Genomic DNA, 24,955 nt, shown 5'->3' on the forward strand with positions numbered 1-24,955 from the left:
AGGAGACCTGCCATGACCGACCCGCTTCTCTCGAAGGCCAGCATCAACGGCATTTCGGTGCCTGACAGCAAGCTTGGCCGTGCCATTACCGAGTTCATTCGCGACACTGAATCCGAGCTTCTCTTCAACCATTCCAGCCGCGTCTATTTCTTCGGTGCCTTGGCCGGCCAGCAACGCGGCCTCACTTTCAGCGCCGAACTACTCTATGCGGCGGCGATGTTTCACGACATTGGCCTGATGCCCTCTCACAGCAGCCAGGACTTGCGGTTCGAGGTCGATGGGGCCAACGCCGCTCGCGATTTTCTGCAAGGCCATGGTGTTGATCCGAGCGACATCGACAAGGTCTGGACGGGGATCGCACTCCACACCACGCCCGGCATACCCGAACACATGCATCCTGTCATCGCCCTGACGACCGCCGGGGTGGAAATGGACGTCCTTGGCCTGACTTATGGCGAGTATGACGATGCAACGCGCGAGGCCGTGGTCGCCGCTTTCCCGCGCACGCCCCAGTTCAAGGAAGACATCATCCAAGCCTTCTATGACGGCATCAAGCACAAGCCCGACACCACCTTCGGCAACGTGAAGGCCGACGTACTCGCTGACAAGGACCCGCATTTCCACCGCGGGAACTTCTGCAGTGTCATACGCTGCTCACGCTGGAAGGGATGATCCTTGTCGCGCTGATGGTGCACGTGGCCGCAAGAGAAAGACCGCTTCGTTCGCGAAGCTGACGCCTGCCCCATGCACCCCGCAAGCGATCGCCACCCGGCAGGGCCGAGACTGGACCCGTGAGCCGACTATTGCGGCCCCGCGCGGGCTGGCTCGGGACGAGACGACGGCGCGGGACAAGCCGCAAAGGAGGGGCAGGGGTCCAGGCTCGGGGCGAAGGCCGGCGCCAGCCGGCCGGAGCTTAGAGCGCGGTCCCGGCCAGAGGCCGGGATGTGGCTAGAACAGTTTTCTGATGTTGCGGACGCCCTTTGCTGATCCCGTGGGCTTCACGCGCAGATGAGATGACAGTCCCAACAGGCCGGTTTTCAGCAATCTCGGTTGGGCATTTGCGGCCTTCATCAGAACCTCGTGGATCATGCCGGTGTTGCGGTCCGCCTCGACCCTGAACACCTCGCAAATATCATCGCCGGGGTCCAGAACTGCCCAGAGATCGGATTCTTCATTTTTGACGCAGGACAGCATGTAGGCGGCCATGACATCGGCGGCCCAGTTTATGACAGGATTTGGCTCGATCCCTCTTTTCCTTGCCTCGGCCATGCAGAAGTTCTTTGCGGCCCTGAAGGCATTGGAAACATCACGGGGGCAATCCGATATTCCGCCAGTATCGCGGATATCCTCGATCCAGTTTGTGTAAATCACCTGATAGATCATCTGCCATCCCTGACCTGAAGGCCGCCCAAGGCTCGAACCTTGCCCGAAGCATACCCTCGCAGCTCATCGCCACAACACTCGGTATGATGCGTCTGTTTCAGGACCATGCCCGGCATGACTGAAGCCCGCCGCTAGGCGGGCCAGGACGCCGCCAGGCGTCCTTGTTCTTCCGCCCGGTCGTGCTGACCTGATCCTTGGCTGGCCCTCAAGGGGTAAACTGCCGGGGCGCAGACAACCACGACCCCGCCCCGGCGCACTCATCAATGGGGAAAGAGGGCCATGCCATAACGATCTTTGGTTGTTCAATGCTTTAGATGATCAACCTACAGAAGAAGCAGAAACCTGCTTCATCGACGCAAGCGCGGCGCCAGCCGCGCTTTCCTTTTCCGCGCAGCGGTTCGGCGCGAACAGCGCGGGGCCGTGGCGGCGGGGCATTGTCCTGCCGCCACGGCCAACCTTGGGGAGCTGCGCCAGGACAAAAGAAAAGGCCCTGCATGATGCAGGGCCAGTGTTATCCTCACCACAAGGATAGGGGTGCAGCCTCCTTCACAGGTCGGATCGGCGGCTGCGGAATACTCTTTTTCAGGCATCACCCACGACAGGATAATGCCAGCGACGGGGCCGTGTTTCCTCCTTTGGCCCAACGTAATACCAATCGACCTCGAGATCGGATGCCAGGTCGCAGCACCGGGTCATATCATGTCTGCGCATCCTCTCGTTTTCCTGCGGCGCGACATCGATGACCATCATGACGGGAATGAACCTGTGCCCGTAGCGCACGGAGACTTCCTCTCTTTGTGCGGCCATCTTGCGGATGTCCCAGCTAATTTCGGCGAAGGTCAAGCGCCGCCTGTCACGTTCGGATGCCTTGATCTCGATCGCCAGAAGCATGGCCTTCAAGGTCGCCTCGGCATTTCTCCTGCGCCAGTCGCCTCCGACGCCTTCGTTGAAGAGGACCACATCGGGGATCGGTTCCACGCCCGCCCGGTAGTCCTCATGGCGAGTGCCCATGAGAGCCTGGAAGACTTCCGTCCTGGGATCCCGGATCATCTGCTTCACATTCATTCCAACCTGGCGAAGCGGCACTCCAGCTGTTCGGAGCGCGTGGTAAACCATAGCCTGGTAGTGTAGCTCGCCGCCGAGCACCGCGCGGCATTCATCGATGATGGTCGTCCATGCCGAGGCCAGGGCCTTGCAGGCGTCATCTCCAGTGGTGATCTGCATGCTTGCTCGGTTCTCCGGTATGACTGCGGCATTCTTCGCAAAGTGTCCGTCGGAACTCCATAGACTCGCGGATCGGGAATTCTCCAGTCCGCGCAGCCTTCCAGCATCGATCATGTTCATTTGCGAAGATCCGCAAGGCTTCCAGTTCCTCAGCCGTCCATAAGCCTATCGTTGGGGTGGGTCTTTTCCCTGATGATCCGCTGCAATTCCTCCAGTCCGGCATCGAGCATGGCGCGGGCTTCCAGATGGGCGAAGGGTTTCCAGAACCGTGCGCGGGCTTCCGGCGTCTGCGCGATCCCGGCGCTGCGTTCGAGGTCTCCGATGGTCATGGCAAAGTCTCCTGTGGGGTGTGGGGCGGGGCGCTTGCGCCCCGCCAGCCGGTCACTTCATGCCTTCGGGAAGCCATGCCGCGATCGTCGCGGCCTGTTCCTCGGTGACGGCCAGGGCGCTGCGCAGATCTCCGTCGCCCCGGAACAAGGCTTCAAGTTGCTCGGCCTTCTCGCCCTTCTTCATCCTGGCGAAGGTGGTTGCGGTCGGATGGTCGGGGGCGAGGTCCAGCAAGTCGCGCCACAGATCATCGAGATAGCCGCCCCCCACGCGGGAAAAGAAATTGGCGGCGGTCGGCGTCCAGACCTCGCGGATATTGGGCTGCGTTTCCTTGTCCAGCATGGCCGCCATGTCCTTGCTGCCGCCGCGATAATGCGCGGCAAGGAAGCGGGCCAGTTCGCCCTTCACATGCTCCGCGCCCTTCTTGCGGAAGGCCCGGAAGGACTTGGCATGATCCTTGCCAACCATGTCGCGGGCCAGGTTGTCGGTCAGCCGCGCGTCAAGCTGGTAGCCGCTGGCCTCGGTCGAGGGCCAGTTCGGAACGTCCTCGGTGGACAGGCCCAACGGCTTTTCCCAACGCAGCGCATGGCTCAACTGATAGGCCAAGAGGTCGATCAGCAGATCAGGGTCGCGCAGGATCGCATGTTGCCGCGCCCCTTGGGCGATGCGGGCAAGGTCGTCGCGCAGCTTCTGCGAGAGTGCCGACTTGGGCGCGTCCTCGGCTGCACCGGCGTGGGCGGAGGGGCGCAGGAAACCGGCCTCGATAGCCGCAGGTCGGTCCTCGCGGCGCACAAGGCCCTCGGCCTTCTGCAATTCGCCTTTCGCGTTCACATAAAGAATGACGCCCGAAACCGCCTTCTGCTCGTCGCTGTAGCTACCGTCCAGAGTGGCTTGCAGCGCGGCAAGCTCGGCCTGCCCGTCCTCGTCCAGTGCATCGCCGTTCGCCAGTTCGGCCAGTTCCTCATACCGCGCGGCCTGTTCCTCGGTCAGCACTCCTTCTTCTTTATAGATGCGGTCCAGCTTGCGGTTCTCAAGTTCGTAATAGCCGATATAGCTGTCACCAATCGCCTCGGCCCATGTCCAGCCTTCCGCCTTTGCGGCCTCGACGGATGCGGCCAGCTTGCGGGAAAACAACGCGTCCAGCAGGGCCACATCATCGAAATATTGCTGGTCGCTGAACAGGTCGCCGGTCATGCGTCCGCCTTCGGCCTCATAGGCGTCCTGGCCGACATAGAGGACGCGGCGGTCGGTGCCGCGCACGGCATCGGGTTTGAGCATCTGCTTGATCTGGTGGTCGCTGTAGCCGTGGCCCTTCACCTGTTCCAGCACGGCAAGGCTGTGGGCCTCGTCCTCGCTGATGGTGAAGGCGGCGGCGTTCGACAGGGTGATGGTTCCGGCCTTCAGGGCGTCCAGAACAGGCGCGGGCAGGCTTGCCAGCTTCAAGCGGCGATAGACGTGCTTTTCATTGACGCCGAAGGCCACAGCAATGGAGGGGACCGGAACGCCCCGCGCGGCCATGTTGCCATATTCGCGGATCTCGTCGGCGGCGTGGGGCTGCTCCCGGTGGTGGTTCTCGCTCGATGCCCAAACCTCGGCGGTCGCCTGATCGGGGGCCAGCTTCACCGGAATGACGGCAAAGCGCGGATCGTCCTGCAACAGTTCCAGTGCGCGAAGCCTGCGGCCTCCGGCAACGATCCCGACGGTGCCCGCCTCGTCGCGCAGGCCCGCAAGGTTCTGGATCAGGCCAAGCTGGCGGATGTTCTCGGCCAGGGCCTCGATGCCCTCCGGGCTGAACACGGTGCGCGGGTTCAGGGGCGAGACGTAAAGATCAGCGAAGGGGACCAGTTCAACGGGGCTGTTGATCGCTTCGTATTTCATGGGTCGTATCCTTGTTCTGTGGTGAGAGTTGTGGCTATGATTGCCCTGCCCTCTTTCCGCCCGTTGGGGGGCAGGGACGGGTTGTTCAGACAGCCCCGTGCTGGATCAGGAAGCGGCGGCCGATACCGAAGGTGTCGCCCTTCCTGACAAGCGCCCAGGCTTCTGCGAGACGGCGCTGCAAGGTTTCACTGCTCATACATTCACCCCCTTTCCGGGTTGCGGGTTGGTGGGGGACGTTGGGCGTCCCTCCTGTTTAGCCTGCTCGAAAGGCCAGCCTCGGCGCGGGAACGGAGCCACCCCGCGCCGATCTCGGGGTTAGTGTTCGGAGGGCAGGTAGAGCGTCAGGACGCGGCGCGTCTGCTCGGGGTCAGTGGCGCACTCGGGCATGGTCGCCCCGTAGGTGTAGGCGGTGTCGTAAAGGTCGATTTTCCAGAAGATCGCCACGCCATGCGCCTCGACCCGGCCAAAGGAATGATCCTCCCAAGGGTCATTGTCCTAGGTCCAGTCCGTGAAGCTGATAACCGCGTTCATCAGCGCGGCTTGGGTCCGCTCGGGAATGGCGAGGAAGCCCGGCGTGGCGACGGTGCGGCCTTTCAGATGCTGGCCGCGCCAGAGGGCCGCAAAGCCCAGGGCACGACGGAAGGCATCGTTCTGTTCCGCGATCATCAGCCGCAGCATGTGGTCGCGGGCCTGCTCGGTGGGGGTATCGGTTTCGAGTGCTTGAGCCATTCCGGCCTCCTTGTGGTGCTGCCCTTTGCCGGTCTGGTGCCGGATGATCGGGCGGGGTTTCTGGCGAGGACCGCGAAGCGGCGCCTCTCCTGAAACCCTGCCTCCCGGCGAGGGCAGGAGGGGGACCCAGGCAAGGTTGGACGTCAGGGGCGAAGGGGAGGGGGATCACCCGGCCTGCACGGAGCCAAAGGCGGAGGAAGGCCGGGGAAACCCCTTCGCCCCGTCAAGCGGACGGCCTTGCGTGGGGGAACCGGCGGTTCCCATGAACGGACAGGCGCCCTTCGCGCGTGGCCCCACAAAGGGCAGGGGCGTTCGGCTTGTCCGAATCCCCCGGCCAGGCGCGGTCCCGCGCCTTTGCCGCGATCACCGCGCCTCGCGCGGGGATCTCTCCATCATCTTTCCCGCTCAAAGCTATCCAGCCTGCCGCCCCTCTACAGGCGGCGGGCCTTGCAGGGCGGCGAGCTGGACGCGCCCATCAAAGAGCGAAGGGAAGCGAGCCGTCTTGTGGGAAGGTTCGGCGGGATTGTGCCAACCTAAAGGATCAGGGGAGGAAAATTATGCATACGACTTTTGTCGTGCTAGGATCGCTCTGTGCAAAGGAGGGTGTGACATGTTCCATTCGCCCGAGCAGCACGACATCCGTTGGTCGGACCCTAAAACCGAAACGGAGATGTCAGACGATGAGGTCAGGCAAGTGTTCGACGCCTTGGTCGCAAAGCTCAACGAAGAAGAGCGATCAGCGTCAGATAAGCGGTACGTCAGTTCGATATGAAAGTCCCCCCTCGCTGTCCGCGCGAGGGTCTTGTGCAATGGTTTGATCGGATCACCCTATCGCCCAGTTGACCACAGGCTGTGCGCTCGATCCCTGTGGTCTCGCTTACAGCCTGCTTCGGCCTCCCGCCTCCACTCCCAAGGTCGTTCTGGCACGAGGCTGGACAACCGGGCTCCCCGCAAGCGATCGACACCCGAAGGGCCGAGACTGGGCCGCTGGACCAACTATTGCGGCCCCGCAAAGGCTGGCTCGGGACGAGACGGACGGCGCGGGAAAAGCCGCAAAGGAGGGGCAGGGGTCCAGGCTCGGGGCTAAGGCCGGCGCAAGCCGGGCGCAGCCTGGAGCGCGATCCCGACCAAAGGACGGGATGCGGCCTGAAACTTGATCCCACATGAGCACTTGAAATGTGTACACAGAAAGTATACCTATCAATTAATGGCTCGCAGAGGCCGAAAGCTTTCATCAAGCAGACCATGGGGGACGACGATCAAAATGGTACCTTATGGAAATCGAATACGATGAGGCAAAGCGCCAAGCCAACATCAAGAAGCATGGAGTTGATCTGCTCTTTGGAGCGTTGATCTTTGAAGGGCCGACCTTCGAGGTTCCGTCTCCCCGAAACGGGGAAGATCGTGTTCTTGCAGTCGGGCTTGTGGATGGCGAGGTTTTTGTAACCGTCTATGTCAAACGAGGTAACGCGATCCGTCTCATTTCGACCCGAAAAGGAGGCCGTCGTGACAGACAAAGATATGAAGAAGCTCTCTCTGGCTGATGTGCGCGCACTGAAGAACGCGGGCAAGCTGCACATTGATCCTACCCCCCCCGAAGTCGACCTTCCCGACGACTTCTGGAAGCATGCTGAACGCGTTGAACGTGAGACGAAGAAGTCAGTTCACCTGCGCCTTGAACCCGAAGTGTTTCGTTTTTTCCAGGAAGAGACACAAGGGAAAGGCCACATCAAACGCATGCAGGATGTTCTTGCTGCCTATGTGAAAGCAAAAAAGACAGAAGGTAGCCCGGCTGCATAGATCACTTGGGCTGTTCTTCACGCTCTACACCTGCACAGTCGGCAATTCGCTGATCCTGGTGGTGTAGCGGGGCGAGCGGTGATCGGCGGAGCTATGGCTGAATTTGGGTGACGCGGCTTGATCAGGCGGCGCGGCTTTGGCTGGCATCGTCAGCGACGACGCCATTGGTGAATCTGACGCCTTCGATGACGCGTGGCAACTGGTTTGTGCCGTTGAGCTTGCGCCACTTCTTCGATGCGGCCCGGACCAAGGTGAAGACCATCAGCTTCGCGGTCTTCTGCGAGAGTGCGCCCTTGGTGCGGACGGTGCGATGTCGGACAGTGGCAAAGACACTTTCGATGGGGTTCGAGGTGCGCAGATGCTCCCAGTGTTCGGCCGGGAAGTCGTAAAAGGCCAGCAAGGCCTCGTTGTCCTTGGTCAGGCAGGACACGCCACGCTGGTATTTGGCGGCGTATTTTTCCTTGAAGGTCTCGATGGCCGCCAATGCCGCGGCGCGGGTTGCGGCATGGGAGATCTCGCGCAGATCGGTGGTGACAGCGGGATGCATGGATTTGGGGAAGCAATTGAGCACGTTTGCCATTTTGTGAAACCAGCAGCGTTGGTGACAGGTGCTGGGAAAGACCTCATCCATGGCCTTCCAAAAGCCCAAAGCGCCATCGCCGACAGCAAGTTCCGGCGGCACGGCAAGGCCGCGGGCCTTGAGACCGACCAGCAGCTCGCGCCAGCTTTGCGCGCTCTCGCGCATCCCGACCTGGAAACCCACGAGTTCCTTCTTTCCTTCGGGTGTGGCCCCGAGGACCACCAGCATGCACTCGGCTTGCGGCTCCATCCGGGCCTGCAGGTAGACGCCGTCGGCCCAGATGTAGACATAGCGGCGTGCCGAAAGGTCGCGGCGCTGCCAGTGGTCGTAGTCCTGCTGCCAATCCGCGGTCAGACGCGAGATCACACCGGGTGACAGGTTCGGCGCATCCGCTCCCAGCAGCGCGGTCAGCGCCTCCTGGAAGTCGCCCATGGACACGCCACGCAGGTAAAGCACCGGCAGCAGCGCATCGAGACTGCGGGAGCGCCGCGCCCACCGCGGCAGGATGTTGGAGGTGAAGCGGATTCTCTTCTCGGCCCCCACATCGGCAGCGCGATCGCGCACCTTGTGCCGTTTCACGGCGAGTGGCCCGATCCCCGTCTGGATCGTCCGCTCCGGACCGGTCCCGTGATGGACAACGCGCTGACGGCCATCGGGCAGAAGATCATCGTTGAATTGGGCGACAAAGTTTGCAGCCTCGGCCTTCAGTGCGGCGGCCAGCATCTTGCGTGCGCCCTCACGGGCAATCTCGGTGAGCGGATCAAGGATCGAACCAGGCTGGTGAAGCGGGGTGATCGTGGTATCGTCTTTCATGGCGTATCGCTCCTTCGGGAGGTTCTGGCAGGCTTCGACACCCGCCACGATACGCCGCCTTCTCAGGCCCCATCACCCATTTTCAGCCATAGCCCTGATCGGCGCGCAAGCGCCATTCACCGGCGAAGCCCTCGCGCGCCAGCACCATCGTCTTTTTGCCAAAGCGGTCGTTGATCGCATCGAGCGCATCCGTCAGGCGCGCATCGCGCGGCCGGTCAGGCTGGAACAGCATGGCCGGCCGGTCGGCCTCGGGCAGCAGGTCATCGAGGATCACGCCCGCCTTGGTATAGCGTATCCGTCCGGTGTGCCTGCCCTGACGGTGAAAGCCGGCGCTTGATAATGTCCATGGTTGATAATGGACATCTTGAGGCACTCGATGGCGGGCACGAAGGGGCAGAAGAAGCGGTTTTGGTCTGAAGCCGGGGTCGGCCAGGTTCAAGGCCAAAAGGTACTTCCAGTCGATCCGCGCTCGAACCGCCTCGGCCGCTTGGCGATCCGAAAGGCCCTCGCGGAACTGCATCAGCGTGACTAGGGCCAGCCGCCATGGCGCGTAGGCGGGCTGGCCCAGGGCTGGGTAGAGGTCACCGAAGTCAGCGTCATCAAACAATGGACCCAGCCGGTCGCGCAGAAGCAGGTAGGGATTGCCCTGCGGGAATGCCGCACGAGCTACAATCTCTGTCTGCGCAGGAATGGACGGCGCAGGGCGATGGGGGCGCAAGGACATGGGAGCTACTCCTACCAGAGGCGCCTGTTTAACGCTCCATCGCCCGCAGGTTCCGACTTCGCCAACAGTGTCCGACCGTTTTCTTTACCTCGTTCTCGGCAGCAGACAGGGACGTATCTGGCGCTTGTTCCACCTGGTGATGGAGTTCATCCTCGACAACGGCGCGAAGAGCCCAGAGCCGACTGTAGAGCAGCTCCTATGGGCTTCTATCGAAAACCTCTGCCCGGGTTGAACGGCGCTGTCTCTTGCGGCAGTTTGGTGCGGAAGACCAGATTAGGGATCATCCATGCAGATAGCACTTCAGCTTGTCGGGGGCTTGATCCTGCTGATGCTGGGAGGAGAGCTGCTGGTCCGGGGGGCCGTGCAGGTGGCGACCCGGTTTGGTGTCTCGCCGCTGGTCATCGGCCTTACGCTGGTCGGTTTCGGAACCTCGACGCCCGAGCTTGTTACCTCGGTCCAGGCTGCACTCAGCGGGTCGCCCGGGATCGCCTATGGCAACATCGTCGGCTCAAACATCGCCAACATCCTGCTGATCCTCGGGATCGCCGCGATCATCACGCCGATTGCGGTGTCCTCGAATGCCCTGAAGCGGGACAGCACGATCATGGTCCTGGTCACGGTCGTCTTCGCGATCGTCGCCGCGCTTGTGCCGATGGGGCTGCTGGCCGGTCTGGTCTTTGTGGCTGCCCTTGCAGGCTACATCTTCGCAGCCTTCTGGCAGGAACGCGGCTTGGCCGCCGGCGCCCTGGACGATGCGCATGGCGCAGCCTTCGACAAGTCGCTAGCCCTGCAAGAGGCGGATCCTGCCCTCAAGGGAACAAGTGACATCGGCAGGTCCGCATTCCTCTCGATCCTGATTGCGATCGCCGGATTGGCCCTTGTCGTGTTGGGCGGCAATCTCCTGGTCAGCGGTGCCGTCGGCCTGGCACGTTCGTTCTCGATATCGGAAACGATCATCGGCCTGACGATCGTAGCCATCGGAACCTCGATGCCCGAACTTGTGACTTCCGTCATGGCCGCATTGCGCAAGCAGACCGAGGTGGCATTCGGAAACGTCGTCGGATCGAACATCTACAACATCCTGGGTATCGGCGGCTTCACGGCATTGATCGCGCCCACGAATGTCCCAAGCGAGATCGTCCGCTTCGACAACCTGATCATGATCGGGGCGTCGCTGGTGCTGGTGGCTTTCGCCTTCACTGGCAGGCGTATTAGCCGGAGGGAGGGGGCCGTCCTTGTCGCTGGATACGCGGCCTATGTGGCGCTGATCTGGCCGTGACTGAACCGGCAGTCAATGCCCGAAGCGGCAGCGGCATAACCGAGGTGGAAAACCACTTAGAAAACGCTCGGAACCTGTTCAGACAAACCGAACCACCTCTGTGATCGTCAGGGACGGGAAGCGCGCGGCAAGGCAGAGCCGGCGGGCGCGTCATCTGCCGGTGGCAATGAAGGCACCCGCGCAAAGGCCAGTTTCCTCAATGAGGCCCTGGATCGCGCCCTAGCAGAACGCGACCGCCGCCAATCTACGCCTCAGGACATTGCATCAAACGATGATAGCCTAAGCCAAGCCGACTTGGCTCGCAGGGCTATGGAACTGAAAAATGCAAATAGCGCGCAGAACTCCATGCTGGAAGACGGCGCGCCCTTGCATCCTTTGGACCCAGATGCTGATCCCGGCAAAAAGAACCTGGCTGCCACAGAACGTAAAACAGCTCCCTCAGGCGCTTTGGATCACGCGGGAGAATTGCCGTCCCGTGAGCGCTCGCGAACCAGATATTGACATGCGTCGCGCTGAATGAGGAGTGAAAGAACAAGGTGGCCTGCAGCAGGGCTAAGCTCCGCATTCGCCTTCCTTCAACTGAAGTGAAGGCAATCTGCTCTCGATCGTGCATACTGCATGATCGAGTGACAAGAGGTCCAAAAGCAGCATTTGTTGTGCTGCAAAGCACTTCACTAAGTCGCGTGAGGTTAGCCCTGCTTATACCGCAGCCCCCCAAGGTTTCAGGCAGCCGCTGATCGTGTTGGCAAAGTCGATGTAGGTCTCGGCTCGTGGTGATGATCTCCGCCATGCCATGCAAATGCTGCGTGTCGGGGCAAGGGCACGCAAGGGTATCGCCTGAACCAGCTCCTCGCGCATAACCTCGGAGCGGACATAAAGGGCTGGTAGCAACGATATTCCCATACCCGCCGCAACCATCTGCCGCAAAGTGTCAAGAGTTGTTCCCACGAAGTCCGAGGCTTGGATAGCTCCAACCTCCTGACAAAGCTCTGCGACGTCATTGTTGGACCCATGCGAGCGTTCCATCGTTAGGATGGTTTCTCCAGCCAGATCCTCGGGCGCGATGGTCGTACACCCTGCTAACCGATGATCCTGCGGCACGACCAGGTGGAGAGGCTCGGCCATCAGCACATAGGATATAAAGTCCTCACGGACGGGCAACTCGGGCAGCAGGATTACATCATACTGGCCATCTGCAAGATGATCCTGCAGTTCCTTGGACCGTTCCTCGCGCACGTGAATGCGAGTTTCGGGGAAATCCCGACGCAGCATTGGCATCGCTATTGAAAGCACATAGGCACCGACCGTGTGGACAACGCCCATGCGTAGCAGGCTCTGCATCGCATGGGGATCCTCGCGCCGGGCTATGTCGCGAATGTCGTCGATCTCAGCGGAAATGTTGCGAGCGCGGCGAGCGATCTCGGCCCCTACCGGGGTCAACAAGACGCGCGCGCGGGTCCGTTCCACCAGCTTCGTGCCTAAACGTGCTTCCAGCTCCTTCAACTGAATACTGAGTGTCGGCTGCGTCACATGGCACAGTTCCGCGGCCCGGCTGAAGCTCAAGGTATCTGCCAAGGCCAAGAGGTATCGTAGCTGCTGAAAAGTTGGCATCCCAGCTTCCTTATAGATTTACACTATATATCTTGTTTGATTATCAATTTCTATATCTTGCTAGGAATGATATTTAAGCCGTCAAACTTCAGAAAGGTTACCTATGGCTGACAGTACGGCACCGGGCATAAGTCGGCCATTCGGTTATACTGCATCGATCCTTGCCGCCCTGATCCTTGTCGGCATTGCGCTGACAGTTCCTGCCGTGGTTGACGGCCGGCCCGTGCTGTTCGCCTTGGACTGGGCGCCCTCGCTGGGGATCTCGCTGGCCTTCATGGTGGACGGGCTGTCGCTGATCTTCGGCCTTCTGATCAGCGGGATCGGGTCGCTAATCTTTCTGTACGCCACCGGCTACATGGGTAATCACCCGCAGTTCGGGCGGTTCGTCCTGTTCCTGTTCGCCTTTATGGTGTCGATGCTGGGGCTGGTGCTGGCCCGCGACCTGATCACGCTGTTCCTGTTCTGGGAACTGACCAGCATCACCTCGTACCTGCTGATTGGCTTCGACCACGATAATCCCCGCGCCCGTCGCAATGCCTTGCAGGCGATGCTGGTCACGGCGGGCGGGGGACTGGCGCTGCTGGCGGGCTTCATCCTGATGGGCACGGCGGCCGGCGGATACGACTTGGCTGAAATCCTGACGGGTCCAGGGCTTCAGGACAGCAGCCTGTACGGGCCGATCCTCGTGCTGGTGCTGCTGGGGGCATTTACCAAGTCCGCGCAGTTCCCGTTCCATTTCTGGCTGCCGAACGCGATGGCGGCGCCGACCCCGGTGTCGGCCTATCTTCATTCGGCGACGATGGTGAAGGCGGGCGTCTATCTGCTGGCCCGGCTGCACCCGGCCTTGGGGGGCACCATGGCCTGGAGCGTGACGCTGGCCACGGCCGGGGCGGTAACGGCGGTGCTGTCCTCGGTCCTGGCGATGCGGCAAAGCGATCTGAAACAGGCGCTTGCCTATACCACGCTGATGGCCCTGGGAACGATCACGATGCTGCTGGCCGGGGCCCATTCCTATGCCCTGACGGCGGCGGTGACCTTTCTGATCGTTCATTCGCTCTACAAGGCCAGCCTGTTCATGGTCGTGGGTGCCGTCGACCACGGCACCGGCACGCGCGAGGTGGAACGGCTGGGCGGGCTGGGCCGCGCCATGCCGGTTACGGCGGCGGCGGCGGTCCTGGCCTGTTTGTCGATGGCGGGGCTGCCGCCGATGATCGGCTGGATCGGCAAGGAGCTGATCTATGCAGGCGCTGCCACCATGACGGGCGCCCCCCTGGTCATCGCCGCAGCGGTCACGGCCAATGCCCTGATGTTCGCGGTTGCGGGGATCATCGCGCTGCGCCCGTTCTTCGGCGCGCCCATCGCCACACCCCATGTCCCGCACGAGGCGCCCTGGCAGATGCTGGCCGGGCCGACCGTCCTGGCGCTTGGCGGGCTGGTCGTCGGCGTTCTTGCGCAGCCCCTGCTGGGATCGGTGGTCGGCAGCGCCCTGACGGGAAGCCTGCTGCAGGATCGCGCCGCCGGGCTGCACCTGTGGGCCGGGTTCAACGAGGCTTTCGTGCTCAGCATCCTGACCTTCGCCATCGGCGCCATGCTCTACACTATGCGCGACCGCTTTGCGACTCTGGTCGATCCCGTGCTCCGGAGCATGCCGTCGCTGGACGCCGGCTGGGACAGTTTCCTGGACTGGTTCCGTGACCTTGCGGCCTGGCAGACCCGGGTGCTGCAGACCGGCAGGCTGACGGGCTATATGCTGGCGGTCTTTGCCGTCACGGCCCTGGCGCTTGGCGCGACCATCCTCCACGGCAGGCCTGTCATCATGCCCGAGCTTCCGCGTTCGGCCTTCCTGTGGTTGACGGTGGGCTTTACCGCAGCCGGGGCGGTTGTTGCGCTGAACACCCATTCGCGGATCGCGGCCATTGCCGGCATCGGCACAGTCGGGATCGGGGTGGCGGTGATCTTCATCTTCGCCGGCGCGCCGGATGTCGCCACGACCCAGCTGATGGTCGAGACGCTGTCAGCGGTCATGTTTGCCATCGCGGCCTTGCGCCTGCCGGGCCTGGTCGAACGCCGCAGCCGCCAAAGGCAGCTGGCTCATGGGGCGGTGGCCTTGGCCGTGGGTCTTTGCGTGACGGTGATGGTGCTGTCGGTCACGGCCTCGCCGCTTGACCGGACTATCACCCAATACTTCGAGGAGAACTCCTATGTCTTGGCTCACGGCCTCAACATTGTGAACGTGGTTCTGGTCGACTTCCGCGCCTTCGATACCTTTGGCGAACTGATCGTGGTGCTGCTGGCCTCCTTCGGCGCCTATGCGGTCCTCAAGCGGAAGGGGAGGGCAGGGGCATGAACTCGCTGATCCTTTCGGTCGGCGCGCGGTTCCTGACGGCGCTGTTCCTGCTGTTCTCTCTGTTCGTGCTGCTGCGCGGCCATAACAGCCCCGGCGGCGGCTTCATCGGTGGGCTGATCGGCGCGGCCGGGTTCGTCCTCTACAGCTTCGCCGCAGGGGTCGAGGCCGCGCGCCAGGCGCTGCGCGTCGATCCGCGCGCCATCGGCGTCTGGGGCATGGCGATTGCGGTGCTGTCCGGGCTGGCTTCGGCACTGGCAAGCCTGGACCCCTTCACCGGGCTTTGGCTGATCCTGGCGGATCTTGCCCTGTCCACGGTCCTGGTTTTCGACATCGGCGTCTATCTGGCCGTCTTCGGGGCGATCCTGACGCTGGTCTTCGCGCTTGAGGAGACGCTCTGATGGAAACCCTTGTCGCCTGCCTGTCGGGTTTCCTGGTCGCGACGTCCATCTGGCTGATGCTGTCGGGCAACCTGATGCGCTTCCTGTTCGGGCTGCTGCTGCTGTCGAACGGCGTGAACCTGGCGATCCTGGCGGCAGGCCGCCTGACGCCCGGCGCGCCGCCTCTGCTGGGCGCGAAGGGCGCGTTGCCGCCTGACACCATGGCCAATGCCCTGCCGCAGGCGCTGCTGCTGACCGCCATCGTGATCGGCTTCGGCCTGTTCGCCTTTGCCCTGGCCCTGACCATCCGCGCCTATCGAACCTTTGGCCATCTCGAAGTTGATCGAATGCGCATCGCCGAACCGGCGGAGGAGCGGGAATGAGCTGGGTTCTTGCGCTGCCCATCATGATCCCGTTCGTTACGGCGGTCCTGGCCTTTCTTCTGCGCCGGTCGCGGATGGGTGACTTGGCTTCGGTCGGCGGCTCCGTGGCGTCGCTTGTTGCCGCCGTGGTGCTGATCGCCGAGGTTCTGGACCAGGGTGTCATCGCCGGCCAGATCGGCGGCTGGCAGGCCCCCTTCGGCATCACACTGGTAGCCGATCACCTGTCGGCGGCGATGGTGCTGATCACCGCCATCATTGGCCTGTCGGTCGCCGTCTGGTCCCTGGCCGAGATTGGCCCCACATCCGCCCGGTTCGGATACCATGCCCTGTTCCAGTCGCTGCTGGGCGGCGTCACCGGCGCCTTCCTGACCGGCGATCTGTTCAACCTTTATGTCTGGTTCGAGGTTCTGCTGATCTCGTCCTTCGGGCTTCTGGTGATCGGAGGCAGGAAGTCCGCAATCGACGGGGCGGTGAAATACGTCACGCTGAACCTGATCGCGACGGTGCTGTTCCTGGCGGGCGCGGGCCTGCTTTATGGCGCGACCGGCACCCTGAACATGGCCGATCTCCGCGGTGCCGTCGCGGCCTCGCCCGACCAGGGGCTGATGACGCTGATCGCGATGATGCTGATGGTGGCCTTCGGGATGAAGGCCGCGGTCTTTCCCTTGTTCTTCTGGCTGCCCGCCTCCTATCACACGCCGCATTACGCGGTCTCGGCGGTCTTTGCGGGCCTGCTGACCAAGGTCGGGGTCTATGCCCTCCTGCGCGTCTTCACGCTGATCTTCGTGGGCGACCTTGGCTACACGCACGAGATCCTGCTGTGGGTGTCGCTGCTGACAATGCTGACGGGCGTGCTGGGGGCAGCCGCGCAGAGCGATTTCCGCAAGATCCTGTCCTTCCACATCATCAGCCAGATCGGCTACATGGTGCTGGGCCTGGCCCTGATGACGCCCCTGGCCGTAATGGGTGCAGTCTTCTATCTGCTGCACCACATCATCGTGAAGACCAACCTGTTCCTGATCGCCGGCGTGTCGCAGCGCCTGACGGGCTCGTCGGACCTTTACGCCATCGGCGGCCTTTACAGGACCGCGCCGCTGCTGGCCGCGCTGTTCATCATCCCTGCCTTCTCGCTGGCCGGTTTTCCGCCGCTCTCGGGCTTCTGGGCCAAGTTCGTGATCGTCCGGGCCTCGCTGGACCTGGGCGAATGGCTGGTGGCGGGGGTCGCGCTGCTGGTCGGGCTGCTGACCATCTTCTCGATGACCAAGATCTGGGCCGAGGCCTTCTGGAAGGCCCATCCCGACGGACGCCAGCCGGCCCTGGCCGATCTGCCCCGGTCCGCGCGGTGGCAGATGATGGTGCCGATCATCGCCCTGGCGGTCATGACCGTCCTGATTGGCGCCTTCCCCTCGGCCTTCCTGGAGTTTGCGACAAAGGGGGCTGAACAGCTTCTTGATCCCGCCGCCTATGTCGCGGCCGTTCTGGGGGAGGCACGCCGATGAAGCTTCTGGCCATCAATGTCCTTCTGGCCGTCGCCTGGGCGGCGCTGTGGAACGGGTTCTCGCTGGCAAATCTGCTGACAGGATTCGTTATCGGCTTCGGTGCCCTGTGGTTCGCCCGCGACCTGATCGCCCAAGGGGACGAGCGGCGCTATTTCCGGGCCCTGCCGCAGACCTTGGTCCTGATTGTCTATTTCCTCAAGGAACTGATCAAGTCCTCGATCATGGTGGCCCGCGATTGCATCGCGCCGCGCCCGAACCTGCACCCGGCCATCGTCAAAATGCCCTTGCACGCCCATTCGGATGCCGAGATCTTCCTGCTGGCCAATCTCATCACCCTCACGCCGGGCACGCTGACGCTGGATGTGGCGCCGGACCGCAGCTTCCTTCTTGTCCATTCGATCTATGCCACCGACGAAGCCGCCCTGGTCGCCGATCTGAAGTCGGGGATGGAGCGTCGCATCGGAAAGGTCTTCCGCCCATGACACCCACCGCCTTCATGCAGACGAGCGTCACCCTGGCCCTGATCATGGTCGGACTGGCGATCTTTATCGGCTTTATCCGGCTGGCCCGCGGACCCAGCCTGGCCGACAGGGTCGTGGCCCTGGATATGATGACTACCGCCGTCATCGTCGTGTGCGGCCTTTATGCGGTGCGCACCGAGGCCGAGGCCTTTCTGGACATCGCGGTCGCGCTTGCCCTTGTCAGCTTCCTGTCGGTGGTGGCCCTGGCCCGCTACGCCGAACGGCTTGGCCGCAGGAACGACCGCGATGACTGAGATCCTCACCGGCATTCTTGCGCTTCTGGGCGGTGGCTTTGCCCTTGTCGCGGCCATTGGGATCCTGCGCTTTCCCGACGCACTGACCCGGATGCACGCCTCCTCGAAGGTTGGCAGCCTGGCAGGCTCGCTGGCTCTTCTGGCGGCGGCCGTCGATATCGGCGGCGTCAGCGCGGCCAGCCGGGCGCTGATCGCGATCCTGTTCTTGCTAATGACGGCGCCGATCGGCGCGCATCTTCTCGGCCGCGCTGCAGCCTGGCGGGCGGGGCAGAAGCCCGACCTGCTGATCCGCCCGTCCGACCGAGGAAAGCCGGGGCCATGAAGCGGATCGCCCTTGTCCTACCCGAGATTTTCGAAGGAGGCGCCATGTTGGGGATCCTGGAAAGGCTTGCACGCCGACAGCCGTTGCAAGTTCAGCTGTGTTCCCAAGAACAGCAGCTGTCGGCTAGCCAGTCGCAGCTGCTTGGATGGCTACAAGAGATGAATGCGGAGACCTCACTGCATTTGGCCGTTACCATGGACTGCCTGGAAGCAATGAAGCCCGATCTGGTCATTGTCGCGTCTGAAACACCTAATGCAGCCCGCCCGGAATCGTGGAAACTAGTTCAAGACTTGTCCCGGCGATCGCCTTTGCCGGTCTGGATCATGAATGCGCACACCGGTCCCCCATGCAGGGTGACCGCCCTGATCGATCCCGACAGGGAAAGCCGCTTAGATCCCTGTTTGGCCGACGAAGTGTTGCGCCTGTCATTCAAGCTCGCACACGCGTTGAATATTCCAATGAATATCATCAACGTCTGGTATCTCCATGAGGAAGGACTTCTCCGATCTTGGAGGATCAGGATGCCCGAGCAGGAGGTGGCTGCGAGACGGCGAAGGGCAGCCTGGATCGCTCAAGCAGACCTTGCCAGAGTGCTGTCGACGCTTCCGCCCGAACTTACATGGAACGAGATCCACTGTGTGCAGGGGCCGGTGATCGACAGCCTTGACAGCATCCTGCCCTCGGACACGCTTATTGTCACTGGGTCCGAGGGCCGTGATGGCTGGACCGCAAGGCTTCAGCCGAACTTGGCTGAGACTCTATGCCGCCGGACTATGGCGGAGATCGTCATTATCAAAAAGGCCTAACTCCCAAACAAAGTCCTCTTGGGACGGAACAACTCTGCAGGCTCCAATCTGAATGCACCAGTCCTGTGGGGCGGGGTTCGCCATGGTGCCTCCCCCGGTGCAGCCCTACATATGATAATTGGGATTACCGCCGTCGATGAGCACGACCAGGGCCAGCACCAGCACCAGCGGCAAGACAACCGGCAAGACCATCAGCACCAGGAGGAGATCAAGCGGCCGCTTGAGCGAACTGCGGTAAAATCCATGACGCGGGGCAACGGTGGAGACATAGGCCGGGCCATCAGCCAGAAGCTGCTGCTGCTGCTGCTGCTGCTGCTGCTGAACAAACATGACAAACTACTCTTTACAAACAAGGACTTTAACATCGTGGCCTGGGCCGCGATGACCTTCCGAAGTCAAACTGACCTCAGTGCGGGCTCAACTCGTGACGTCAGGACAGTCGAGGGGCGGACGACGCGATGCCGATGATCTGCGCCTGATGCTCCAGGCGCCCCAGAAGCTCGCGGTACTCTGCGTTATGGGAATAAGCGCTGATTGCCGACATGATGACCTTCCAGTCATCGACAGACACAGCGGGACGAAACGCAAAGGTGGTTTCAGAGGCAAACATGGAAATACCTACAACTGTAACGAACATCCTCTCCATAACCGGAGGTTGTCTCTTGGCCAATTTGCCTTTTTGTATAGGCTAATGGGCTGCCGAGTAACTGGGCGGAGCTAGAAGGCTGCAAGGTCTTGTTCCATAAAATGAATTATTGTGGAAATTTTGCAGTTTAGGGGGCGTGCCATCCTGAAATGCGACTTTCTGTGCTCAACACTGGGTTGAGCATCAAAGAATAAGGTTCGGTTCTGCCACCCTTCCCTATCGGCATGCTGCAAGACCAAACGCTGCCAGCATATGAAGCTGGCCCTGACGAGATGTAGCGCCGGCTCGACCGACATCTCTTGATCATGGGCCGCAGCCGCACGCTGCGGGAAGCGGAGTGCTGCGGGCAGTCCGGCTCGCCTCCATGCGGCTGCCGTCTATAGCTTTCGCATTGCATCGCGCTATCGATGGCAACTGGATTTCACCTTTTGCCTGAAATACCGTCTGCAAAAGACTTTTAACGGGACAGTTTCAGCAATGGCATCCATCGACAACGGCGCCGACCTCGGAATCGAGGCAGCCCTCTTTAAAGCCGCGGACAAGCTGCGCGGCAACATGGAGCCGTCGGATTACAAGCACGTCGCCTTGGGGCTGATCTTCCTCAAGCACATCTCGGACGGTTTCGAGGCCAAGCGCGCAGCGCTGATGGCCGAATACCCTGAGGGCACCGAAGATCCGGACGAATACCTTGCCGACAACATCTTCTGGGTGCCGCCCGAAGCCCGCTGGTCACATCTGCAGGCCAGCGCCAGACAGCCCACTATCGGCAAGCTGATCGATGAGGCGATGATCGCCATCGAAAAGGTAAACCCCTCGCTTAAGGGCGTCCTGCCCAAAGATTACGGCCGCCCCGCGCTGAACGCCATTCTGCTGGGCGAGTTGATCGACCTGATCTCCGGCATCGCATTGGGTGAGGGCAAGGACCGCGCACGCGACCTCCTCGGTCGGGTCTACGAGTACTTCCTCGGCCAGTTCGCAGGCAGCGAGGGCAAGCGCGGCGGCGAGTTCTACACCCCCCGCTCGGTCGTGCGCACCATGGTCGAGATGCTGGAGCCCTACAAGGGCCGCGTCTATGACCCCTGCTGCGGCTCGGGCGGCATGTTCGTGCAGTCGGAAAAGTTCGTCGAGGCGCATGGCGGTCGTCTGGGCGACATCGCCATCTACGGGCAGGAATCGAACTATACCACCTGGCGGCTCTGCAAGATGAACCTCGCCGTGCGCGGCATCGATGCCGACATCCGCTGGAACTCCGAAGGCACCTTCCACAAGAACGAACTGCCCGACCTGCGCGCCGATGTGATCCTCGCCAACCCGCCCTTCAACATCTCGGACTGGGGCGGCGAGCGGCTGCGCGAGGATGCCCGCTGGAAATACGGCATCCCGCCTGCGGGCAATGCCAACTTCGCCTGGCTGCAGCACATCCTGCACAGCCTCGCGCCCAGCGGCACGGCGGGGGTGGTGCTGGCCAATGGCTCGATGTCCTCCACGCAAAGTGGCGAGGGGGAGATGCGCAGGGCGATGATCGAGGGTGAGGTGGTCGATTGCATGATCGCCCTGCCGGGGCAGCTGTTCTATTCCACCCAGATCCCGGCCTGCCTGTGGTTTCTGGCGCGTGACAAGTCGAACGGCATCACGCGCGACGCCAAGCTGCGCGACCGGCGGGGCGAGGTGCTGTTCATCGACGCCCGCAAGCTGGGCTTCATGGCGGACCGCACGCGGCGCGAGTTCTCGGACGCCGACATCGCCCGCATCGCAGACACCTACCACGCCTGGCGGTTGGGCGAGGGCTATGCCGACGTGCCGGGCTTCTGCAAATCGGCGAGCATCGAGGAGATCCGGTCGCACGGTCACGTCCTGACCCCAGGCCGCTATGTGGGCGCCGAGGCGGCGGAGGAGGACGAGACGCCCTTTGCCGATCGCTTCGCCGCGCTGCAGGAGCAGTTGGAGGCGCAGTTCGCCGAGGCCGAAGAATTGACGGCGGCTATTCGGGCGCGGCTGGCGGGGGTTGGGGTGTAATGCAAGATGCACTTCTTGCCGATCTCCTGACATTCACTCGCGATGGCGAATGGGGGAATGGGGAACCAACGGAGGGTTTCTCTCCAGCCCTTGTAGTGCGCGGAACGGATTTCGAGCGCGTTCGAGTGGGTAATCTCGATACGCTGCCTTTGCGATATATCCGCAGTGACATTCTGGAGCGAAAGACCATCGCCGCAGGTGACACATTGATTGAGACCGCGGGAGGAACGAAAGACCAACCGACAGGAAGATCCGTTTTCATTTCGGCTTCTGTGGTCGGCGCCGCTAAGTTTCCTTTGGTCTGCGCCAGTTTCGCACGGTTCTTGCGGCCCGACCCAAACCGCATTGACTCAGAATTCCTATTCTGGAAGCTGCAAGACGAATACCACTCCCGCCGTATGCTGCCGTACCATGTTCAACACACCGGAGTTGCCCGCTTTCAGTATACGCAGTTTGCCGGAAACTACTCGCTATCTCTGCCCCCTCTCCCCGAACAACGCGCGATTGCGGCCACGCTCGGGGCGCTGGATGACAAGATTGAGTTGAACCGGAAGATGAACGCCACGCTCGAGGCCATGGCGCGGGCGCTGTTCCGCGACTGGTTCGTCGATTTCGGCCCCACCCGCGCCAGGATGGAAGGCGCCGCGCCTTACCTCTCCCCCGCCCTCTGGCCCCTCTTCCCCGCCCACCTCGACGCCCAGGGCAAGCCGGAGGGATGGGAGGTTTCGACCATCGGCGACGAAGTGCGCGTTGTCGGCGGCTCGACTCCCAGCACCAAGGACCCAGAGTTGTGGGACGGGAGCATCAACTGGGCCACGCCAAAAGACCTGTCCACACTTGCCGCGCCCGTCTTGCTCAAGACCTCGCGGTCGATCACCGCGGCTGGCCTCGCGAAGATCAGCTCGGGCCTGTTGCCCGTGGGGTCGCTGCTGCTGTCCTCCCGCGCACCCATTGGCTATCTCGCCATCGCGGAGGTGCCGGTGGCGATCAACCAGGGCTTTATCGGGATGATCTGCGACAAGCGTATGTCGAACGTCTTCGCTTGGCTCTGGACGCTGGAAAACATGGAAGCGATTCTCGCCAAGGCGAACGGCTCGACCTTCCAGGAGATCAGCAAGGGCAACTTCCGTTCGCTCCCTGTCATCGTTCCTTCAGCACCCGTGCTGCACGCTTTCGATGCCATTGCAAAGCCGCTCTACGAACGGATTGCCAAGAACGAGCGCGAATCCCGCACCCTCGCCCAGACCCGCGACCTCCTGCTGCCGCGCCTGATGTCAGGGGAGTTGCAGGTGGTCGAGTTCAACAGTCAAAAGGCGGAACACGCATGACCAAGGTTTCAAGGGCTAACCTCAAGCGGGCCGTCGTCACGCGGCTGGACAGCATCGCCGAAGAACATCGCTTGGGCCATCAAGCTGCCTATGCCAACAGGTACAAGATGCGGTCGCACCACGACGCGCCGATCGAGCTGATGTTCGAAAAACACCCCGACACCGAGTCGCATCTATGGGTGCTGGCCTCGCAGGCTACCTCGATCCCCGAGGGTTCCCTTGTTGCCGCACCTTATTCCAAAGCGGACATTTTCAAAATTCCGGCTAAGGGAGGCGGCATGCAATATGGGCGCCATTCGGCTCTAGAAGACATGCCGATGCTTGGCCGGGCCGATCTGGTCCGCTTTACCCTGCGCACCATTGCCGACTTGGACGTTGTCTTGTCGGCCGTCATGCAAACGCAGCGTCAAGCGCGCAGGAGTGAATGATGGAGCGCCAACTGTATGAGTAGCGATTGGTACCCCGGCATCGAGAGGTTCTGCGGGCACTGGAACCATGCTCCGATGCTGCAGCAGACATTCGACACCTTGAAACAGACCTTTGCAGAAGGCCACGATGCCTGCATCGACGCGTCGAAGGGCCTTGTCGAATGTGCGTGCCGCATCATCATCGAAAATCTCGATGACCCTTCCAACCCAATCAAAGACTGGAAGGATAGCCCGATCAAGGCAGAAACGCCCAGCTTCAAGGACTGGGTGTCTGGCGCGCTGCGGTTGCTCAATCTCACAGAAAGCCGCGACGACCCGTTCAGCAAGCTCCTGTCGCAGCATTTCAAGCTGGTCGACGAACTGGGCCGCTTCCGGAACATAGCGGGACCGATCAGCCACGGAAAAGAAGGGTTCGCCCAAAAGCTCTCGGCTCATCACCGACGGGCCGCATTGCTGGCCGCGGATGCCCTCGTGACGTTCCTTCATGAGGCTTACCTTGAGCGCGAACCCGACCCTGTCACGACACTCGAGCCTTACGAACGCTTTCCCAAATCAAATGCCTTTATCGATCGTCACGTTGAGGCAGAGGCTGCCAGCAATGAAGCCGGGTGGCTGGACATCACACTTCGGCTGCCGGGAGACGAAAGGCTCGATCTCACGATAGAGCCCTCCCGTCTGCTTTTTGGCGTTGATCGTGAAGCATACAAATATGTGCTGGGTTTGTGCCGCGATGCTTCGCTGCTTCCTGTGGAAGACGATGAGGAGGCAGCCTGATGGCGACACCGACTGAAGCCGAGGTCGAAGCCGTCCTGCTCGATCATCTGGGCGCGCTAGGCTATGCCTCCCTGAACAATGCGGTCTTGGATGCCGATGGTTCAGCACCCAAGCGAGTGGTGGAGGCGGCGCTGTGAAAGTGCTCTTCCTCGATGAATCCGGCGATCACAACCTCTCGGTCATCGACCCGCAATATCCGATGTTCGTGCTGGGCGGCGTCATCATGGAGGTGGATTACGCCAAGGGACCGCTGACTGATGCGCTGAACGACTTCAAGCGGCGGATGCTGGGTCGTACCGACATCGTGCTGCACACCGCTGACATCATCCGCAACCGCAACGGGTTCGAACGGATGAAGGAGCCGGAATTTCGCGCCGAATTTCTAGCCGGCCTGAACGACTTAATGCGCAATGCCGATTACCGTGTGGTGGCCTGCACCGTGCACAAGACCGCGCATCTGTCGCGTTACGGGATGGCGGCGGTCGATCCCTATATGCTTAGCCTTGATATCTTGGTCGAGCGGTTCTGTTTGGATGTCGGGAATGTGCCGCGTGGCGGGATCATCGTTGCTGAAAAGCGCGATCCGGTGCTGGACCGGGGCCTGGATCTGGCATGGTTGAACCTCAAGATCAACGGCACGCGGTTTGTGCAGGCGCATGATATCGACAATCGGATGGCTGGCTTGGCGCTGCGGGCGAAGTCGGACAACATCGCGGGACTGCAACTGGCCGATCTGGTGGTGTCGCCGATCGGGCGGCATGTGCTGGGCAAGCCCGACAAAGAGGACTGGCGGATCGTGGAAAACAAGTTTCGCCGCAGCCCCACTGGAAAGATTGAAGGCTACGGCCTTGTCTGCCTGCCCAAATGAAAAGGGGCCAGCCCCCGCTACGCAGTGACCAGCCCACG

The 24,955-nt window shown here is 61.9% G+C and carries 31 protein-coding genes and 2 pseudogenes; 20 read left to right on the forward strand and 13 right to left on the reverse strand.

Annotated elements, in window-relative coordinates:
• The first annotated feature begins 12 nt into the window (after positions 1 to 12).
• Entirely contained in the window at positions 13 to 672 is a 660-nt protein-coding gene (locus tag J0F76_RS02015) for an HD domain-containing protein (RefSeq protein WP_207465181.1), read from the forward strand.
• A gap of 276 nt (positions 673 to 948) precedes the next feature.
• Here the strand turns inward: J0F76_RS02015 and J0F76_RS02020 are convergent, their stop codons facing one another.
• From J0F76_RS02020 to J0F76_RS02045, 6 genes and pseudogenes are all read right to left on the reverse strand, one after another.
• Positions 949 to 1,383 (reverse strand): hypothetical protein, encoded by a 435-nt coding sequence (locus J0F76_RS02020; RefSeq protein ID WP_207465183.1) that lies wholly within the window; start codon positions 1,381 to 1,383, stop codon positions 949 to 951.
• Between the two features lie 582 nt (positions 1,384 to 1,965).
• Entirely contained in the window at positions 1,966 to 2,607 is a 642-nt protein-coding gene (locus tag J0F76_RS02025) for a hypothetical protein (RefSeq protein ID WP_207465185.1), read from the reverse strand.
• A gap of 149 nt (positions 2,608 to 2,756) precedes the next feature.
• The gene (locus J0F76_RS02030; protein ID WP_207465187.1) at positions 2,757 to 2,936 is read right to left on the reverse strand and encodes a hypothetical protein; all 180 of its coding nucleotides are present in this window, start codon (positions 2,934 to 2,936) and stop codon (positions 2,757 to 2,759) included.
• 52 nt (positions 2,937 to 2,988) lie between these two features.
• Positions 2,989 to 4,812, reverse strand: a complete 1,824-nt coding sequence (locus J0F76_RS02035; protein WP_207465189.1) for a ParB/RepB/Spo0J family partition protein — start codon at positions 4,810 to 4,812, stop codon at positions 2,989 to 2,991.
• A 315-nt stretch (positions 4,813 to 5,127) separates the two neighbouring features.
• Positions 5,128 to 5,295, reverse strand: a pseudogene (locus J0F76_RS02040) (DUF3768 domain-containing protein); the annotation flags it as partial.
• Between the two features lie 12 nt (positions 5,296 to 5,307).
• A complete protein-coding gene (locus J0F76_RS02045; RefSeq protein WP_207465191.1) occupies positions 5,308 to 5,541 on the reverse strand; it encodes a hypothetical protein in 234 nt (77 codons plus the stop codon).
• 610 nt (positions 5,542 to 6,151) lie between these two features.
• Here J0F76_RS02045 and J0F76_RS02050 point away from each other — a divergent pair.
• From J0F76_RS02050 to J0F76_RS02060, 3 genes are all read left to right on the forward strand, one after another.
• Positions 6,152 to 6,313, forward strand: coding sequence for a hypothetical protein (locus J0F76_RS02050; RefSeq protein ID WP_207100915.1), 162 nt, complete (start codon positions 6,152 to 6,154; stop codon positions 6,311 to 6,313).
• 502 nt (positions 6,314 to 6,815) lie between these two features.
• The gene (locus tag J0F76_RS02055) at positions 6,816 to 7,085 is read left to right on the forward strand and encodes a BrnT family toxin (protein WP_207100916.1); all 270 of its coding nucleotides are present in this window, start codon (positions 6,816 to 6,818) and stop codon (positions 7,083 to 7,085) included.
• Entirely contained in the window at positions 7,048 to 7,341 is a 294-nt protein-coding gene (locus tag J0F76_RS02060; RefSeq protein WP_336512282.1) for a hypothetical protein, read from the forward strand. The genes J0F76_RS02055 and J0F76_RS02060 overlap by 38 nt, the downstream gene beginning before the upstream one ends.
• Positions 7,342 to 7,365: 24 nt before the next feature.
• On the opposite strand, the gene J0F76_RS21320 is transcribed toward J0F76_RS02060, so the two are convergent.
• From J0F76_RS21320 to J0F76_RS20805, 4 genes and pseudogenes are all read right to left on the reverse strand, one after another.
• Positions 7,366 to 7,506, reverse strand: a complete 141-nt coding sequence (locus tag J0F76_RS21320) for a DUF4113 domain-containing protein (protein WP_423227357.1) — start codon at positions 7,504 to 7,506, stop codon at positions 7,366 to 7,368.
• Positions 7,463 to 8,734 (reverse strand): IS256 family transposase, encoded by a 1,272-nt coding sequence (locus tag J0F76_RS02070; RefSeq protein WP_207465195.1) that lies wholly within the window; start codon positions 8,732 to 8,734, stop codon positions 7,463 to 7,465. Before J0F76_RS02070 ends, J0F76_RS21320 begins: the two co-directional genes overlap by 44 nt.
• An 82-nt stretch (positions 8,735 to 8,816) precedes the next feature.
• Complete coding sequence (locus tag J0F76_RS20800) at positions 8,817 to 8,966, reverse strand: DUF4113 domain-containing protein (protein ID WP_242689943.1); 150 nt, start codon at positions 8,964 to 8,966, stop codon at positions 8,817 to 8,819.
• 183 nt (positions 8,967 to 9,149) lie between these two features.
• Positions 9,150 to 9,458, reverse strand: a pseudogene (locus tag J0F76_RS20805) (transposase); the annotation flags it as partial.
• Positions 9,459 to 9,744: 286 nt separating this feature from the next.
• Here J0F76_RS20805 and J0F76_RS02080 point away from each other — a divergent pair.
• Both J0F76_RS02080 and J0F76_RS02085 read left to right on the forward strand, forming a co-directional pair.
• The gene (locus J0F76_RS02080; RefSeq protein WP_207100917.1) at positions 9,745 to 10,737 is read left to right on the forward strand and encodes a calcium/sodium antiporter; all 993 of its coding nucleotides are present in this window, start codon (positions 9,745 to 9,747) and stop codon (positions 10,735 to 10,737) included.
• Positions 10,738 to 11,046: 309 nt separating this feature from the next.
• Positions 11,047 to 11,238 carry a hypothetical protein gene (locus tag J0F76_RS02085; RefSeq protein ID WP_207465197.1) on the forward strand — a complete coding sequence of 64 codons (192 nt, stop codon included), beginning with the start codon at positions 11,047 to 11,049 and terminating at the stop codon, positions 11,236 to 11,238.
• Positions 11,239 to 11,436: 198 nt separating this feature from the next.
• On the opposite strand, the gene J0F76_RS02090 is transcribed toward J0F76_RS02085, so the two are convergent.
• Positions 11,437 to 12,348: a LysR substrate-binding domain-containing protein gene (locus tag J0F76_RS02090; RefSeq protein WP_207100918.1), complete on the reverse strand. Its 912-nt coding sequence runs from the start codon at positions 12,346 to 12,348 to the stop codon at positions 11,437 to 11,439.
• A 205-nt stretch (positions 12,349 to 12,553) separates the two neighbouring features.
• Here J0F76_RS02090 and mbhE point away from each other — a divergent pair, with 205 nt between their 5' ends.
• Genes mbhE through J0F76_RS02130 form a run of 8 tightly spaced genes read left to right on the forward strand, consistent with a single transcriptional unit; the run spans position 12,554 to position 18,857 of the window.
• Positions 12,554 to 14,695, forward strand: a complete 2,142-nt coding sequence (mbhE, locus tag J0F76_RS02095) for a hydrogen gas-evolving membrane-bound hydrogenase subunit E (RefSeq protein WP_207100919.1) — start codon at positions 12,554 to 12,556, stop codon at positions 14,693 to 14,695.
• Positions 14,692 to 15,093: an MnhB domain-containing protein gene (locus J0F76_RS02100; RefSeq protein WP_207100920.1), complete on the forward strand. Its 402-nt coding sequence runs from the start codon at positions 14,692 to 14,694 to the stop codon at positions 15,091 to 15,093. Before mbhE ends, J0F76_RS02100 begins: the two co-directional genes overlap by 4 nt.
• Complete coding sequence (locus J0F76_RS02105) at positions 15,093 to 15,455, forward strand: Na+/H+ antiporter subunit C (protein ID WP_207100921.1); 363 nt, start codon at positions 15,093 to 15,095, stop codon at positions 15,453 to 15,455. Before J0F76_RS02100 ends, J0F76_RS02105 begins: the two co-directional genes overlap by 1 nt.
• Positions 15,452 to 16,954, forward strand: coding sequence for a Na+/H+ antiporter subunit D (locus J0F76_RS02110; protein WP_207465199.1), 1,503 nt, complete (start codon positions 15,452 to 15,454; stop codon positions 16,952 to 16,954). The genes J0F76_RS02105 and J0F76_RS02110 overlap by 4 nt, the downstream gene beginning before the upstream one ends.
• Entirely contained in the window at positions 16,951 to 17,436 is a 486-nt protein-coding gene (locus J0F76_RS02115) for a Na+/H+ antiporter subunit E (RefSeq protein ID WP_207465201.1), read from the forward strand. Before J0F76_RS02110 ends, J0F76_RS02115 begins: the two co-directional genes overlap by 4 nt.
• On the forward strand, positions 17,433 to 17,729 hold the full coding sequence (locus J0F76_RS02120) for an MrpF/PhaF family protein (protein ID WP_103174710.1): 297 nt from the start codon (positions 17,433 to 17,435) through the stop codon (positions 17,727 to 17,729). Before J0F76_RS02115 ends, J0F76_RS02120 begins: the two co-directional genes overlap by 4 nt.
• The gene (gene mnhG / locus J0F76_RS02125) at positions 17,722 to 18,051 is read left to right on the forward strand and encodes a monovalent cation/H(+) antiporter subunit G (RefSeq protein ID WP_207100924.1); all 330 of its coding nucleotides are present in this window, start codon (positions 17,722 to 17,724) and stop codon (positions 18,049 to 18,051) included. Before J0F76_RS02120 ends, mnhG begins: the two co-directional genes overlap by 8 nt.
• Positions 18,048 to 18,857, forward strand: a complete 810-nt coding sequence (locus J0F76_RS02130) for a hypothetical protein (RefSeq protein ID WP_207465203.1) — start codon at positions 18,048 to 18,050, stop codon at positions 18,855 to 18,857. The genes mnhG and J0F76_RS02130 overlap by 4 nt, the downstream gene beginning before the upstream one ends.
• Positions 18,858 to 18,962: 105 nt before the next feature.
• Here J0F76_RS02130 and J0F76_RS02135 read toward each other — a convergent pair whose 3' ends face one another.
• Together J0F76_RS02135 and J0F76_RS02140 are read right to left on the reverse strand one after the other, a co-directional pair.
• On the reverse strand, positions 18,963 to 19,187 hold the full coding sequence (locus tag J0F76_RS02135) for a hypothetical protein (protein WP_207465205.1): 225 nt from the start codon (positions 19,185 to 19,187) through the stop codon (positions 18,963 to 18,965).
• Between the two features lie 100 nt (positions 19,188 to 19,287).
• On the reverse strand, positions 19,288 to 19,494 hold the full coding sequence (locus J0F76_RS02140) for a hypothetical protein (protein WP_207100927.1): 207 nt from the start codon (positions 19,492 to 19,494) through the stop codon (positions 19,288 to 19,290).
• Positions 19,495 to 19,980: 486 nt separating this feature from the next.
• On the opposite strand from J0F76_RS02140, the gene J0F76_RS02145 reads away from it, so the two are divergent.
• The 6 genes from J0F76_RS02145 (at position 19,981) to J0F76_RS02170 (ending at position 24,917) form a co-directional block, all read left to right on the forward strand.
• Entirely contained in the window at positions 19,981 to 21,519 is a 1,539-nt protein-coding gene (locus J0F76_RS02145) for a class I SAM-dependent DNA methyltransferase (protein ID WP_207465209.1), read from the forward strand.
• A 125-nt stretch (positions 21,520 to 21,644) separates the two neighbouring features.
• Entirely contained in the window at positions 21,645 to 22,847 is a 1,203-nt protein-coding gene (locus tag J0F76_RS02150; protein WP_207465211.1) for a restriction endonuclease subunit S, read from the forward strand.
• Positions 22,844 to 23,275, forward strand: a complete 432-nt coding sequence (locus J0F76_RS02155; protein ID WP_207465213.1) for a hypothetical protein — start codon at positions 22,844 to 22,846, stop codon at positions 23,273 to 23,275. The genes J0F76_RS02150 and J0F76_RS02155 overlap by 4 nt, the downstream gene beginning before the upstream one ends.
• Before the next feature lie 75 nt (positions 23,276 to 23,350).
• On the forward strand, positions 23,351 to 24,049 hold the full coding sequence (locus J0F76_RS02160; RefSeq protein WP_207465215.1) for an abortive infection family protein: 699 nt from the start codon (positions 23,351 to 23,353) through the stop codon (positions 24,047 to 24,049).
• Positions 24,049 to 24,186: a hypothetical protein gene (locus J0F76_RS02165; RefSeq protein ID WP_207465218.1), complete on the forward strand. Its 138-nt coding sequence runs from the start codon at positions 24,049 to 24,051 to the stop codon at positions 24,184 to 24,186. The genes J0F76_RS02160 and J0F76_RS02165 overlap by 1 nt, the downstream gene beginning before the upstream one ends.
• Entirely contained in the window at positions 24,183 to 24,917 is a 735-nt protein-coding gene (locus tag J0F76_RS02170) for a DUF3800 domain-containing protein (RefSeq protein WP_207465219.1), read from the forward strand. The genes J0F76_RS02165 and J0F76_RS02170 overlap by 4 nt, the downstream gene beginning before the upstream one ends.
• Positions 24,918 to 24,955 lie beyond the last annotated feature (38 nt).

The sequence above is a fragment of the Paracoccus fontiphilus genome, assembly GCF_017356265.1.
In the GTDB taxonomy this organism is placed as follows: Bacteria; Pseudomonadota; Alphaproteobacteria; order Rhodobacterales; family Rhodobacteraceae; genus Paracoccus; species Paracoccus fontiphilus.